General features: G+C 70.5%; 13 protein-coding genes. 9 read left to right on the plus strand and 4 right to left on the minus strand.

What is annotated here, in order from left to right; all coding sequences use genetic code 11:
* Positions 1-807: 807 nt before the first annotated feature.
* The 5 genes from nrdR (at position 808) to BMY97_RS16310 (ending at position 6,023) form a co-directional block, all read left to right on the plus strand.
* On the plus strand, positions 808-1,299 hold the full coding sequence (gene nrdR, locus BMY97_RS16290; protein ID WP_091617686.1) for a transcriptional regulator NrdR: 492 nt from the start codon (positions 808-810) through the stop codon (positions 1,297-1,299).
* Between the two features lie 41 nt (positions 1,300-1,340).
* Positions 1,341-4,151: a vitamin B12-dependent ribonucleotide reductase gene (locus tag BMY97_RS16295; RefSeq protein WP_091617687.1), complete on the plus strand. Its 2,811-nt coding sequence runs from the start codon at positions 1,341-1,343 to the stop codon at positions 4,149-4,151.
* Between the two features lie 89 nt (positions 4,152-4,240).
* The gene (locus BMY97_RS16300; RefSeq protein WP_091617688.1) at positions 4,241-4,657 is read left to right on the plus strand and encodes a prevent-host-death protein; all 417 of its coding nucleotides are present in this window, start codon (positions 4,241-4,243) and stop codon (positions 4,655-4,657) included.
* Positions 4,654-5,082: a cytotoxic translational repressor of toxin-antitoxin stability system gene (locus BMY97_RS16305; protein ID WP_091617689.1), complete on the plus strand. Its 429-nt coding sequence runs from the start codon at positions 4,654-4,656 to the stop codon at positions 5,080-5,082. The genes BMY97_RS16300 and BMY97_RS16305 overlap by 4 nt, the downstream gene beginning before the upstream one ends.
* Positions 5,083-5,210: 128 nt before the next feature.
* A complete protein-coding gene (locus BMY97_RS16310) occupies positions 5,211-6,023 on the plus strand; it encodes a S1 family peptidase (protein WP_245787343.1) in 813 nt (270 codons plus the stop codon).
* Between the two features lie 8 nt (positions 6,024-6,031).
* Here BMY97_RS16310 and BMY97_RS16315 read toward each other — a convergent pair whose 3' ends face one another.
* A complete protein-coding gene (locus BMY97_RS16315; protein ID WP_143086208.1) occupies positions 6,032-6,898 on the minus strand; it encodes a phosphoribosyltransferase in 867 nt (288 codons plus the stop codon).
* A gap of 104 nt (positions 6,899-7,002) precedes the next feature.
* Between BMY97_RS16315 and BMY97_RS16320 the strand changes: the two genes are divergently transcribed.
* A complete protein-coding gene (locus tag BMY97_RS16320; RefSeq protein ID WP_425425279.1) occupies positions 7,003-7,728 on the plus strand; it encodes a ferritin-like domain-containing protein in 726 nt (241 codons plus the stop codon).
* A 9-nt stretch (positions 7,729-7,737) separates the two neighbouring features.
* On the opposite strand, the gene BMY97_RS16325 is transcribed toward BMY97_RS16320, so the two are convergent.
* Positions 7,738-8,352, minus strand: a complete 615-nt coding sequence (locus tag BMY97_RS16325; protein WP_091617692.1) for a TetR/AcrR family transcriptional regulator — start codon at positions 8,350-8,352, stop codon at positions 7,738-7,740.
* Between the two features lie 71 nt (positions 8,353-8,423).
* On the opposite strand from BMY97_RS16325, the gene BMY97_RS16330 reads away from it, so the two are divergent.
* Both BMY97_RS16330 and BMY97_RS47050 read left to right on the plus strand, forming a co-directional pair.
* Positions 8,424-8,708, plus strand: coding sequence for a hypothetical protein (locus BMY97_RS16330; RefSeq protein WP_091617693.1), 285 nt, complete (start codon positions 8,424-8,426; stop codon positions 8,706-8,708).
* On the plus strand, positions 8,705-8,851 hold the full coding sequence (locus BMY97_RS47050) for a hypothetical protein (RefSeq protein WP_177231371.1): 147 nt from the start codon (positions 8,705-8,707) through the stop codon (positions 8,849-8,851). The genes BMY97_RS16330 and BMY97_RS47050 overlap by 4 nt, the downstream gene beginning before the upstream one ends.
* 37 nt (positions 8,852-8,888) lie before the next feature.
* Here BMY97_RS47050 and BMY97_RS16335 read toward each other — a convergent pair whose 3' ends face one another.
* Positions 8,889-10,922 (minus strand): prolyl oligopeptidase family serine peptidase, encoded by a 2,034-nt coding sequence (locus BMY97_RS16335; RefSeq protein WP_342744039.1) that lies wholly within the window; start codon positions 10,920-10,922, stop codon positions 8,889-8,891.
* A 185-nt stretch (positions 10,923-11,107) separates the two neighbouring features.
* On the opposite strand from BMY97_RS16335, the gene BMY97_RS16340 reads away from it, so the two are divergent.
* Positions 11,108-12,052 (plus strand): neutral zinc metallopeptidase, encoded by a 945-nt coding sequence (locus BMY97_RS16340; protein ID WP_425425286.1) that lies wholly within the window; start codon positions 11,108-11,110, stop codon positions 12,050-12,052.
* Here the strand turns inward: BMY97_RS16340 and BMY97_RS16345 are convergent.
* A complete protein-coding gene (locus BMY97_RS16345; protein ID WP_091617696.1) occupies positions 12,045-12,623 on the minus strand; it encodes a TIGR03086 family metal-binding protein in 579 nt (192 codons plus the stop codon). The genes BMY97_RS16340 and BMY97_RS16345 overlap by 8 nt on opposite strands.
* Between the last annotated feature and the right edge of the window lie 21 nt (positions 12,624-12,644).

A 12,644-nucleotide genomic window follows, 5' to 3' on the forward strand; every position in this document is an offset into this window, starting at 1 on the left:
GCGGGAATTGCGGGGACCGCCCGGTGACTCTTCCCCGGGTCCGGCTGATGGAGTCAGGTTGATGTCCGCCGCTCCGCAGCCCCGATTCCGCAGTCGCGGCTTCCCTGGCCCCGATTTCCCTGCCCCGATTCCGCGGCCTCGGCTTCGCGGCCTCGGCTTCGGCCTCGGCTTCGGCTTCGGCTTCGCAGTCTCCGCGTCGGGGGCCGACTTCGCAGCCGCGGTTTCGCTGCCCCTGGTCGCGACCCCGCTTCGCGGCCTTGGCCTCGCGTCCCTGCCTCGCGTCCCCGGTTTCGCAGCCCCGATTCACGACCGGCTTCGCAGCCTCCTCTTCGCAGCCGCGGTTCTCTGTCCCTGCTTCGCGCCCCCGGTTTCCCTGCTCCGGCAAGGCCCGGATCGCCCCGTGTGTCTGCTCTGAAGCGGTCGCCACTGACGGTTGCCGCGCGCCGCTTCCGTGTCACCCCGTGTCACCCCGTGTCACCCCGTGGCGGCCCGGATCGGCTCGGTCGCAGGCCGGGTTCGGCCGCTATCACCCTGTGGGGTCCATCTTGCGCCGCCGCTTGCGCCCGGCCCGGGGGAGATCTATCGTCAGCCCCTATATCTAGTAGTTACACCGCTGTAGTTGGACCACAGGTTGGGGTAGACTCGGTGGCAGTTGTCCACAGCTGACCGGCGTTCATCCACCGGCTGTCCACATGTCGATCACCAGGCACGGGGCCGTGCGGGGGGATCGTGGCCCAGGCCGTAGCGTGGCGGCAGGGGCCGGGCGGCGAAGGAATCGGCCGGTGCGGAGGGGAAGGTGATCGGCGGATGAGGTGCCCGTTCTGCCGGCATGCGGACTCTCGGGTGGTCGACTCCCGAGAGGTGGACGAGGGTCAGGCGATCCGGCGGCGGCGCTCGTGCGCGCAGTGCGGCCGGCGCTTCACCACGTCGGAGACGATGGTGCTCGCCGTCGTCAAGCGGTCCGGCGTCACCGAGCAGTTCAGCCGGGACAAGGTCGTGAACGGCGTCCGCCGGGCGTGCCAGGGCCGGCCGGTAGACGACGACGCGCTGCAGAAGCTCGCGCAGCGCGTGGAGGAGTCGATCCGCTCCGCCGGGCTGGCGGAGATCCCGAGTCACGAGGTCGGCCTGGCGATCCTGGGCCCGCTGCGTGAGCTCGACGGGGTCGCCTACCTCCGGTTCGCCAGCGTCTACCGCTCGTTCTCCTCGGTCGAGGACTTCGAGAAGGAGATCTCCGACCTGCGTCAGGCCATGGCGGGTGCTGCTGCGGAAGAAGAAGGCGAGCGCGCCGAAGGCGATTGAGAAGTCGCCGGCCGCGCGCGGGAGTAAGGGGACGAGACCCGATGACCGAAACCGTGGGAACCGGCGCAGCGACGACCGGGCGGAGCAAGAAGAAGTCCGGTGGTGGCGGGCTGACCGTCGAGCGGGTCTTCACCACCGAAGGCGTGCACCCGTACGACGAAGTCGCCTGGGAGCAGCGCGACGTCGTGATGACCAACTGGCGCGACGGCAGCGTGAACTTCGAGCAGCGCGGGGTCGAGTTCCCCGAGTCCTGGTCGGTCAACGCCACCAACATCGTCACCAGCAAGTACTTCCGCGGCGCGGTCGGCTCGCCGCAGCGTGAGAGCAGCCTCAAGCAGCTCATCGACCGGGTGGTGAAGACCTACGTCAAGGCCGCGGCCGACCACTCCTACTTCGCCGCTCCGGCCGACCTCGAGGTCTTCGAGCACGAGCTCACCTGGATGCTGCTGCACCAGGTCTTCAGCTTCAACTCGCCGGTCTGGTTCAACGTCGGCACGGCGTCGAAGCAGCAGGTGTCCGCCTGCTTCATCCTCGCCGTCGACGACACGATGGAGTCGATCCTCAACTGGTACCGCGAGGAGGGCCTGATCTTCAAGGGCGGCTCCGGCGCGGGCCTCAACCTCTCCCGCATCCGCTCCTCGAAGGAGCTGCTGACCTCCGGCGGCACCGCGTCCGGCCCGGTGTCGTTCATGCGCGGCGCCGACGCGTCCGCGGGCACGATCAAGTCCGGCGGCGCCACGCGGCGCGCGGCGAAGATGGTCGTGCTCGACGTCGACCACCCGGACATCGAGGAGTTCATCCAGACCAAGGCGCGCGAAGAGAAGAAGATCCGGGTCCTGCGCGACGCCGGGTTCGACATGGACCTCTCCGGCGCCGACATCTCCTCGGTGCAGTACCAGAACGCCAACAACTCGGTCCGCGTCTCCGACGAGTTCATGCAGGCGGTCGAAACCGAGGGGCAGTTCGCGCTGCGCGGCCGGCTCACCGGCGAGGAGATCGAGCGCCTCGACGCGAAGAAGCTGTTCCGCACCATGGCGCAGGCGGCGTGGGAGTGCGCCGACCCCGGCGTGCAGTACGACGGCACGATCAACGACTGGCACACCTGCCCGGAGTCCGGCCGGATCACCGCGTCCAACCCGTGCAGCGAGTACATGCACCTGGACAACTCCAGCTGCAACCTGGCGTCGCTGAACCTGCTGAAGTTCGTCTCGGCCGAGGGCACGTTCGACGCGCCCCTGTTCGCGAAGGCCGTCGAGTTCGTCATCACCGCGATGGACGTCTCGATCTGCTTCGCCGACTTCCCGACCGAGCCGATCGGCGAGACCACCCGCAAGTTCCGCCAGCTGGGCATCGGGTACGCGAACCTCGGCGCCCTGCTGATGGCGCTGGGCCACGCGTACGACTCCGAAGGCGGCCGCGCGCTCGCGGCGTCGATCACCTCGCTGATGACCGGGGTGTCCTACCGGCGTTCGGCGGAGCTGGCCAAGGCCGTCGGCCCGTACGAGGGTTACGCCCGCAACGCCGAGGCGCACCAGCGCGTGATGCGCAAGCACGCGGCGGCGAACGAGCTGGTCCGCACGCACCACTCGAACGACGGGGCGGTCCGCGCGCTGGCGAGCGAGGAATGGCGGCGCGGCAACGAATTGGGCGAGCGGCACGGCTGGCGCAACGCGCAGGCGTCGGTGCTCGCGCCCACCGGCACCATCGGCTTCATGATGGACTGCGACACCACGGGCATCGAGCCGGACTTCTCGCTGGTGAAGTTCAAGAAGCTCGTCGGCGGCGGCTCGATGCAGATCGTCAACCAGACGGTGCCGCGCGCGCTGCAGGTGCTGGGCTACCAGGACGAGCAGATCGAGGCGATCGTCGAGTACGTGGCGCAGCACGGCCACGTGGTCGACGCGCCGGGCCTGCGCCCCGAGCACTACGAGGTGTTCGACTGCGCGGTCGGCGAGCGCTCGATCGCGCCGATGGGCCACGTCCGGATGATGGCCGCGGTGCAGCCGTTCCTGTCCGGCGCCATCTCCAAGACGGTGAACATGCCGGAGTCGGCCACCGTCGAAGAGGTCGAGGAGATCTACTTCCAGGGCTGGAAGCTGGGCCTCAAGGCGCTGGCCATCTACCGCGACAACTGCAAGGTCGGCCAGCCGCTCTCCACCGGCAAGAAGAAGCAGGAGTCGGCCGAGGCGGAGAAGGTGGTCGAGTACCGCCCGGTGCGCCGTCGCCTGCCGAAGAAGCGCCCGAGCCAGACGGTGTCCTTCACCGTCGGCGGCGCCGAGGGCTACCTGCACGCCGGCTCGTACCCGGACGACGGCCTCGGCGAGATCTTCGTGAAGCTCGGCAAGCAGGGCTCCACCCTGTCGGGCGTGATGGACGCCTTCTCGATGTCGATCTCGGTGGGCCTGCAGTACGGCATCCCGCTGGAGTTCTACGTCTCGAAGTTCTCCAACCTGCGCTTCGAGCCGGCCGGCATGACCGACGACCCGGACATCCGGATCGCCACGAGCGTGATGGACTACCTGTTCCGCCGCCTGGCCCTGGACTACCTGCCCTACGAAAAGCGTTCGCAGCTCGGCATCTTCACCGCCGACGAGCGCTCGGCCGAGGTCGAGGCGAGCTACGGCGGGCAGAGCGTGGACGTGGAAGCCTTGCGCTCCGGCGTCGAATCCTCGACGTCGGCGTCCACTTCGGACACTGCGCCGCGTGACGCCCGGAGCACGGCCGAGCTGATGGAACTCCACCTCGGCAAGGCCGCGGACGCACCACTGTGCATGACCTGCGGCACCAAGATGCGCCCCGCGGGCTCCTGCTACGCCTGCGAAGGCTGCGGCGCCACCTCTGGGTGCAGCTGAGTTCGAGCGCTTTCGTCATCCAAGTACGTCACGTACTTGACGTACTTGGATGACGAAGGCATCCTGGTGAGGATCACCGGGAGGCTGACATGTCTGCTGTCCACTACGACAGCTACACCGACGCGCGCGCACATCTGAAGGACCTGCTGGACGCCGCCGAGAAGGGGCGGGTCGCCACAGTTCGCCGTGACTCCGCGACGACCGCGGTTGTGGATGTCGAGCGGCTGCGCCACTTCCTCGCGTCGATCGTTCCGTCGCACGCCCAGGTCGTCCCGGAGGCCGGTGGCTGGTCGGTGTTCATTCCGGGGTTGCCGGTGGCTGCGGACGGCTCGTCGTTCGATAAGGCGGTCGACGAGATGGTCGACGCCCTGCGGGAGTACGCGCAGGATTGGCAGGAGCGCCTGCTGGATGCCCCGAACCACCGTGACAACTGGGGATTGGTGCAGCTGATCAGCTTCAGCGACGACGGGCAACTGCGTGACTGGCTTGTCGGTGCCGCGCGGTGACTTCGTGGCCGCAGCCGACCCGCAAGGATCACGAGACATTCTGCCAGGCTGAAGAATGGCGACGGGTGCGCGACGCTCACGGGCGAACCGGGACACATCACGTCACTTACGAGCTCGATCTTGTCGACGGCAGGATTCTGCGTACCCGCATCTCGCACCCGGTGGACCGCAGCGGGTACGGACAGAGCCTGTGGAAGTACATCCTCCGTGATCAGCTCGAAGTGGGGGAACCCGAGTTCTGGTCCTGTGTGCAGGACGGCGTCAGACCAGCTCGCGGGAGACCTGAGCCACCGGCGGCGGCCCTGCCCGCCGACCTCGTGCACATGCTGATTTCGCGGGTCGGCCTCGACGAGGCTGTGGTGGCCGGGATGAGCAAGGGCGAGGCAGCCGAGCGGCTTCAGCGCTATTGGACCGAGGGCGCCTGATCGGGCGGCAACGTTCGGCCGGGCGGGGGCTGACCCCACCGGGAAAAGGCCTGCTGTCCGGATGTCCCCGTTGATCTTGGTCGCGAAAACTGAGCGTGTCCACATCCCCGAATGAAGGGACACCCTCGGTGTTCACCCTGAAGTCCGCGGCGAGCGTCGTCGCGGTGGCGGTCGCCAGCGCGACGTGCGGCATGCTGCTGACGGCCGGCAGCGCCGAAGCCATCGTCAACGGACAGGACTCCACGCAGCGCTACTCGTTCATGGCCTCGATCCCGGAGACAGTGAACGGGACCGGGCAGCACGGCGTTTGCGGGGCGTCCCTGATCGATCCCCAGTGGGTGGTGACGGCGGGACACTGCGTGGACCCGAGCCTGGTGACGCCGGACGGCACGATCCGCGTCGGCAGTGGGTTCCGGTCCTCCGGGGGCACCGTCCGCCACATCGCGAAGATGGTGACGAACCCCGGTTACCTGCTGAGCGGCGAGAAGCCGTACAACCAGAACGACATCGCGCTGATCAAGCTCGACCGGCCGGTCGCCGAGCAGCCCGTCCGCCTGGCTGCCTGGCCCGGCGCGCCCGGCACTCCGACCCGGCTGCTCGGCTTCGGCACCGTCGTCGACACCAACGACCTTTCCCGGGCGGTGTACGCGGAACGGCTCCAGGAACTCGACACGCGCCGGGGCGCCGACGCCGAGTGCGGCACCGGTTACGCGGGCTGGAGCCGGTTGTGCACGATCAGCCCGAAGCCGGAGGCCATGGCGTGCATCGGGGATTCCGGCGGCCCGCAGGTCCGGCGCGGCTTCGACGGGCGGTGGGAACTGATCGGAACCACCTCCGGCCCTGGCAGCTCCCGTCCGACCTGCGCGGGCGGGCCGGGTCTCTACAGCAACGTGTCCGCCTTCTCGGGCTGGATCCGGCGGACGATCCACGCGGACCGCTGAGGATCGGTTCAGCGGCGGCGGGACTCACGCAGCTTCCGGTCGACGGTCGTGCTCGTGCTGAGGGTGCGGGTCGCCGCGAGGCCGAGCACCGTCGTCGCGCCGGCCCGGCGGGCGGCGCGGGCGATGCCGGTCATCGTCGAGCCGGTCTGGTAGAGGTCGTCCACGATGAGGACGGTTTCGCCGGTCAGGTCCTCCCTGATCCGGTACCCGGCGAGCAGGCCCGCGCGTTCCTTCGTGGTCATCTGTTTCGCGGATTTCCGGCCGGCGGTCACCGGTTCGACCTCGACCCGGGGACGGCCGATCTGCTCGGCCACGTTGACGCCCAGCATGAAGCCGGCCGACGGGCCGGGCACATGCCCGGGGACCAGGAGGACCCGGTCGGCCCCGGCGAACCAATCGTGCTGGGCGATCGTGTCGAAGAGCGCCTCACAGAGCTGCTTCCCGGCCGCGTCGACCTCCGGCTGGGGGAGGTCGTGATATTCGCCGTAGCGCTTCACCCGGCGGATCCACTCGCCCGTCTCGGTGGGCTGAGGCCCGGCGCCGTCGGCGGAGTCCTGGTAGAAGTCCAGGGCGAGCGCGGCGTTGAGCGAATCCGGGTACTTGATTTCGATGACGTAGACGGTTTTGAGCAATTCCAGCAGCTCGGTCAGGCTCGGCGGCGGCTCGAAGTCGAGCCGGATCCGCTGCGGCCACTGGCGCTCGCCGGCCGCGGGCCGGGCGACCTTGGCCCGCGGCAGGGCGCCGACGATGTGCCGGGTCGCCTCCTCGGAGCCGCGGAGATTCAGGAACCAGGTGGTCGACGACTTTTCGAGCTCGTAGTCCTCGAGCCGGTTCGCCCGGCTGTCCGCCTGGTAGTCCGTGGAAAAGTCCTTCATGACGACGGTCCCCTCACCCTCGGCACCGACCTTCCCACAGGCCTCCACCGGATCTCCACACTTTCCCCGCCGCAAGGGCACATCGAAGGGCCAGCATCGGTGCCGTGGACTGGCGAGGAGAATTCACGGCGGCAGCGCGGCGGCAGCGGGTACGGCCGGAACCCGAGTGGGGACGGGGCGCGCGGCTGGATCCCGTCGTCGCGCGGAGTGTCCAGCGGTTCCAGGTCGGGGAGTCCGGCGACGGGGCCAACCTGCTGGCCAAGGCGGGCGGGCGGTATCGGGAGGCGGTCGTGCTGTTCGTGGCCGAGGAGCAGAATCACGCGCGGCTGCTCGCCCGGCTGCTGGCGGCCGCGGGGAGCCCGACGATCGACGCGCATTGGTCCGACGCGGTGTTCGTCCGGCTTCGGCGCGCGCTCGGGCTGCGGCTGGAGCTGATGGTGCTGCTGATCGCGGAAGTCGTGGCGCTGCGGTATTACCGGGCGCTGCGGGACGGCAGCGGGGACCCGCTCACCCGCGAGGTCGCCGCGCGCATCCTGGCCGACGAGGAGCGGCACGTGCCCTTCCACTGCGACCGGCTGCGTGGCGAGTTCGGCGGGACGACCGGCAAGGCCGTCGAGTTCGGGTGGCGGGTGCTGCTGGCCGGCGCGCTCGCGGTGGTGCTGCTCGACCACGGGCGGGCGCTGCGCCGGCTGGGGGTCACGCGGATCGCGTTCGCCGCCGGGGTGCTGGGCCGGTTCGAGCGGGTGCTGGTGGACGTCCACTATGGACGCACGGAGCCGGCTCGGGTGCGGCCCTTTCCGCGCCGGGCCAGGCCGCGGGGGCTGGTCTGAAGAACCGCGTCAGCGCAGGAGTGACGCGAGGTGCGCGCGCAGCACGTCGCGGCAATCCTGCTCCGAAGTCACTTCGGGCTGCAGGACGGCGCGGAAGCTCAACCCGTCCAGCAGGGCCGCCAATCGCTGGGCCTCGGGGGCGGCGGCTTCGGACGGCAGCAGGTCCTGGCGGGCCATCGCGTCGGTGATGCGCCGGGCCAGGATCAGCGTGCCCCGCATCGCCTCACGCGCCAGGTCCGTGATCTCCTGGTCGACCCGGGCGGCGACGAGGAACTCCACCAGGACGGCGGCCTCGGCCCGCCGGGTCGCGTCGAGGGGGAGCAACTCGGCCAGGAACTCCGTCAGCTGGTCCGCCGCCTCCTCGCGGGTCAGCTCCGACAACGGGCGCAGCGACTCCCGGCGCCGCTCCAGCCGGGCCGTCACGCGGTCGATGGTCGAGCGCATGGCGAAGCGCATCAGGTCGCGCTGGCCGTCGAAGTAGTGCCGCACCGAGCCGATGTTCAGCCCGGCCTCGGTCGCCACCGACCGCAGCGACACGGCCTGCAGTCCGTCGCGCGCGGCCAGCCGCAGCACGGCGTCCGCGATGTGCGCTCGCCGCTGCTCACTGTCGACCTGCTTGGGCACTGGACCTTTCTATCACACCTGTGATACGAATGTTTATGTCACAGTCGTGATAGAAAAACGAGGTGGGAGACATGGAGACGGTGCTCAACCTGCTGCTGATCCGGTTCGGCCTGATCGCCGCGGGTGTGGTGGTCCTCGGGCTGGTGGCCTTCGCGGCCGCGGTTTCGTTGCGGCGCAAGGGAAAGAGCGATCGTGTACGGGACGGGGTGGCGACCGCCGCCCGGTTCGCCGGACGGGTGCTGGACGAGCGGCACGGCGGTGGTTTCCGAGCCCGGCGTGGGGGTGGGCTCGGGAACCGCGTCGCCCGCGAGGCCGTGCGGCGGATCGACAACAGCGTCGGCCGGGGTGACCGATGACCGCGCAACCGGCCGTCGCCGACGGCCAGGAGGTCCTGCACGAGCTGATGATGGACCTGCTGGTCAAGGGCCTGATCGTGCTGGGCGCGGTGGTCCTGCTGGTGCTCGGCGCGGTGGTGATCTGGCGCCGCGCCGGGCGGTGACGCGGGGGCACCGCGACGGCGCCCCCGCGCCACGGCGTCAGCCCGCCAGCCGGGACCAGAGGAACTCGAACACCAGCGCCCACTTGAACGCGAGCTGCTTGTTGTCCGCGGCGCCGCCGTGGCCGCCTTCGATGTTCTCGTAGTACCGGACGCCGTGGCCCTGTTCGCTCATGCGCGCCACCATCTTCCGGGCGTGGCCGGGGTGCACGCGGTCGTCGCGGGTGGACGTGGCGAACAGGGTCGGCGGGTACTTCCGTCCCTTGTGGACATTGTGGTACGGCGAGTACTCCGCGATGTACTCCCATTCCGCCGGCACGTCCGGGTCGCCCCACTCGGCCATCCACGAAGCACCCGCCAGCAGCAGGTGGTAGCGCCGCATGTCCAGCAGCGGCACCTGGCTGACGATCGCGCCGAACAGCTCCGGGTACCGCGTGAGCATCACGCCCATGAGCAGCCCGCCGTTGCTGCCGCCTTGGATGCCGAGGCGGGCGGGCGTGGTGATCCCGCGGGCGGTCAGGTCGGCGGCCACGGCGGCGAAATCCTCGTACACCTTGTGCCGGTTGGCTTTGATGGCGCTCGAGTGCCAGTCCGGCCCGTACTCGCCGCCGCCGCGGATGTTCGCGACGACGTACGTGCCGCCGCGCGCCAGCCAGCCGCGCCCGATCACGCCGCTGTACGAGGGCGTCAGCGAGACTTCGAAGCCGCCGTAACCGGTCAGCAGCGTCGGGCCGCCTTCCGCGCCCGAGGGCCGCACCACGAAGTATGGGATCTTCGTACCGTCCTCCGACGTGGCGAAGTGCTGGCTGACCTCGATCCCCTCCGTGGCGAAGAACGCGGGCGCCTGCTTGAGCACCTCGACCTCCTCGCCGACGACGCCGCGGCTCAGCGTGGAAGGCTGCAGGTAGCTGGACGAGTCGATGAGGTACTCGTCGTCGACGTCCGGCTCGGTGTCCACGATCTCGGCGCTGCCGAACTCCGGCGCCCCGCCCAGCGGCGCCTCCGCCCAGCCGTCCGGGCCCGGGGTGAGCACGCGCAGCTCGGACTTGACGTCGTGCAGCGTCGCGAGCAGCAGGTGGTGGCGCGTCCAGGCCCAGTAGTCCAGCGAGGTGTGCGCGTCCGGCGTGAACAGTGCGGTGAAGTCGCGGGCACCGGCCATGAAGGCGTCGTAGCCGATCACCAGCAAGGAACCGCCCGGGTACTCGACGCCGCCGGCGGTCCACGGCGTGCGGGGGTGCACCAGCAGCCACTCGCGGTGCACCGAGGCGCGCGCGTCGTCCGGCACGTCGACCTTGACCAGCCCGGAAGCCGTCCGCTCGAACAGCTCCGTGCGGTAGAACTCGATGGACCGGTGGACGAAGTCGCGCTCGAAGCCCTCGGTCGGGTCGTGGTAGGCGGTCGCGGCGACGTCGTCCGGCTTGGCCTCGTACACCAGCTTCGCCTGCTCGACCGGCGTGCCGCGGCGCCACTCCTTCGCCAGCCGCGGGTAGCCGGAGTTCGTCAGCGTGCCGGGGCCGAAGTCGGTGCCGAGGTACAGCGTGTCGGCATCGATCCAGCCGACGCGGTTCTTGGCCTCGGGCAGGAAGAAGCCGTCCTCGACGAAGGCGTGCGCGTCGAGGTCGAACTCGCGGACCACGGTCGCGTCCGCGCCGCCGCGGGACAGCTCCACCAGGCCCAGCCGGTGGTCCGGGCGCAGCACCGCGGCGCCCTTCCACACCCAGTTCTCGCCCTCGGCCTCGGCCAGCGCGTCGAGGTCGAGCAGCACCTCCCACTCGGGCTCGGCCTGGCGGTAGCTGCTCAGCGTGGTGCGCCGCCAGAGACCCCGCTGATGCCCGGCGTCCTGCCAGAAGTTGTACAGGTGCGCGCCGCGGCGCACGACGTACGGGATGCGGCCGTCGGCGTCGAGCACTTCCCGGATCTCGTCCCGCAGCGCGGCGAAGCGCTCGCCGGAGGTCAACGCCTCCAGCGTCTCGGCGTTGCGGGTGCGGACCCAGTCCAGTGCCTCGTCGCCGGTCACGTCTTCCAGCCACAGGTACGGATCTTCGACAGCCATGGGCCCGGTCTCCTCACTCATCTGCCCAGTCTTGCCGTAACACCCTGCTCCCGGCCACCGGATCGGCGTTCCCGTTTCGTGATCCCGGCACCGGGGCCCGACCGTATGCTGGACCGCGGGTCGGACAGGGGGAGCGAAACGTGACCGAACGGGCTGACGGCGAAGGGCCGCCGGAGCAGGCCGGGCCACCACTACCGCCGCCGGTGGTGGCCCGGCCTCCGGGCTTCGCGCCGCCGGGGCCGTATTGGCCACCGCCCGCCTGGGCTCCGCCGCCCCCGCCGCCGCGCCGTCGCGGGCTGGCCGGCGCCATGATCGCGGTGGTCATCGTGGTGGCCGCGCTCGCGTTGATGGCCGCGGTCCCGCGCGAGCTGTCCGGCAACGCCGTGGCCGCGCCCGGCTCCGCCCAGCGGTCCGAGGCGGGCCGCCCGCTCAGCGGTGCGGGGACCGACCCGCGCGCGGTCGTCCAGCTGGAGACGAACCCGCTGCTCGCGGCCGGCGTCACGCTCGCCCGCGTCTCGTGTGATCTGCCCGCGCTCGGCCGCCAGGACGCGCAGCTCCAGGGGTTCTACAGCGCGCTGGTCAGTTGTCTTGACGAGGCTTGGCGCCCGGCGCTGGACAAGGTCGGCGAGCCGCGGCTGCCGGCCACGGTGTCGGTCACGCTGCCGAAGGTCAGCGCGTGCGGCGCCGCGCCGTCCAAGGAGGAGGCCGTCGCCTATTACTGCGGCGGCGACACCACGATCTACGCGCCCGCCGACTGGATGCTGTCGGACGCCGGGCTGAACCGCTCGCGCCACCTCGCGACCATCGCCCACGAGTACGGCCACCACGTGCAGCGGGAGAGCGGCATCCTGGCCGCGGCCGCCGACAAGATGTCCACACCGGACCAGAGCAGCCCGGGCGACCAGGCGATCGTGCGCCGGATCGAGTTGCAGGCCAACTGTTTCGGCGCGTTGTTCGTCGCGAGCGCGATCGGCCAGGGCTCGGTCAGCCGGGCGGTCGGCAACGCCGCGGTGGCCGACTACGGCCGGGCCGACGACAGCGTGGACCACGGCAGCCGCGCGCACCAGCTGTCCTGGGCGAAGGCCGGGTTCTCCGGCGGGACCACGGCCGCCTGCAACACCTGGGCCGCGCCGGCGGATCAGGTCACCTAGCCGTCCAGCCGGGGTCGCGGCCGAGCAGCCCGAGGAACCGGTCCAGTTCGCTCGCGTCGGCGGACACGGCGACCAGCGGCGCGAAAGTGCCGTTCTTCTCGCGCTCTTCGGGGTCGGCCGGGATCACGGCGGCGAACTGCAGCGCGGTGGTCACCGCCTCGGCGACCGGCTCGTAGGGCACGTCCAGCGCCTTGGCCAGGTCCCAGCCGTGGGCCACGGTGTCGACCAGGTGCATGGCGGCGGCCACCTCGCCGGGGAAGGTGCCGAAGGTGTTGATCCGCAGCTGCCGGGCGGGCACGCCGTCCTCGGAGAACGCCTTCAGGAAGTCCTCGACCGAAGCCGCGTACGAGGCGTACGCGTCAGCGCCGAGTTCGCCGGACTCCCAGTCGGCCGCGGAGCCGTGACGGGCGGCTTCGGCGAACGCGTGGTTCTCGCTGACCTGGTGACGCAGCAGGTCGGCGAAGGTCCAGCCGGCGCACGGGGTCGGCCGGTCCAGGTCCGCGGCGGTGGCACTGGCGACGATCTTGTCGAGGACGAGCAGGGACTGGCGGTCAAGTTCGAACGGGGTCATGCCCGGAACGCTAACCGCCGG

The sequence above is a fragment of the Amycolatopsis saalfeldensis genome (assembly GCF_900110575.1).
Lineage (GTDB): Bacteria > Actinomycetota > Actinomycetes > Mycobacteriales > Pseudonocardiaceae > Amycolatopsis > Amycolatopsis saalfeldensis.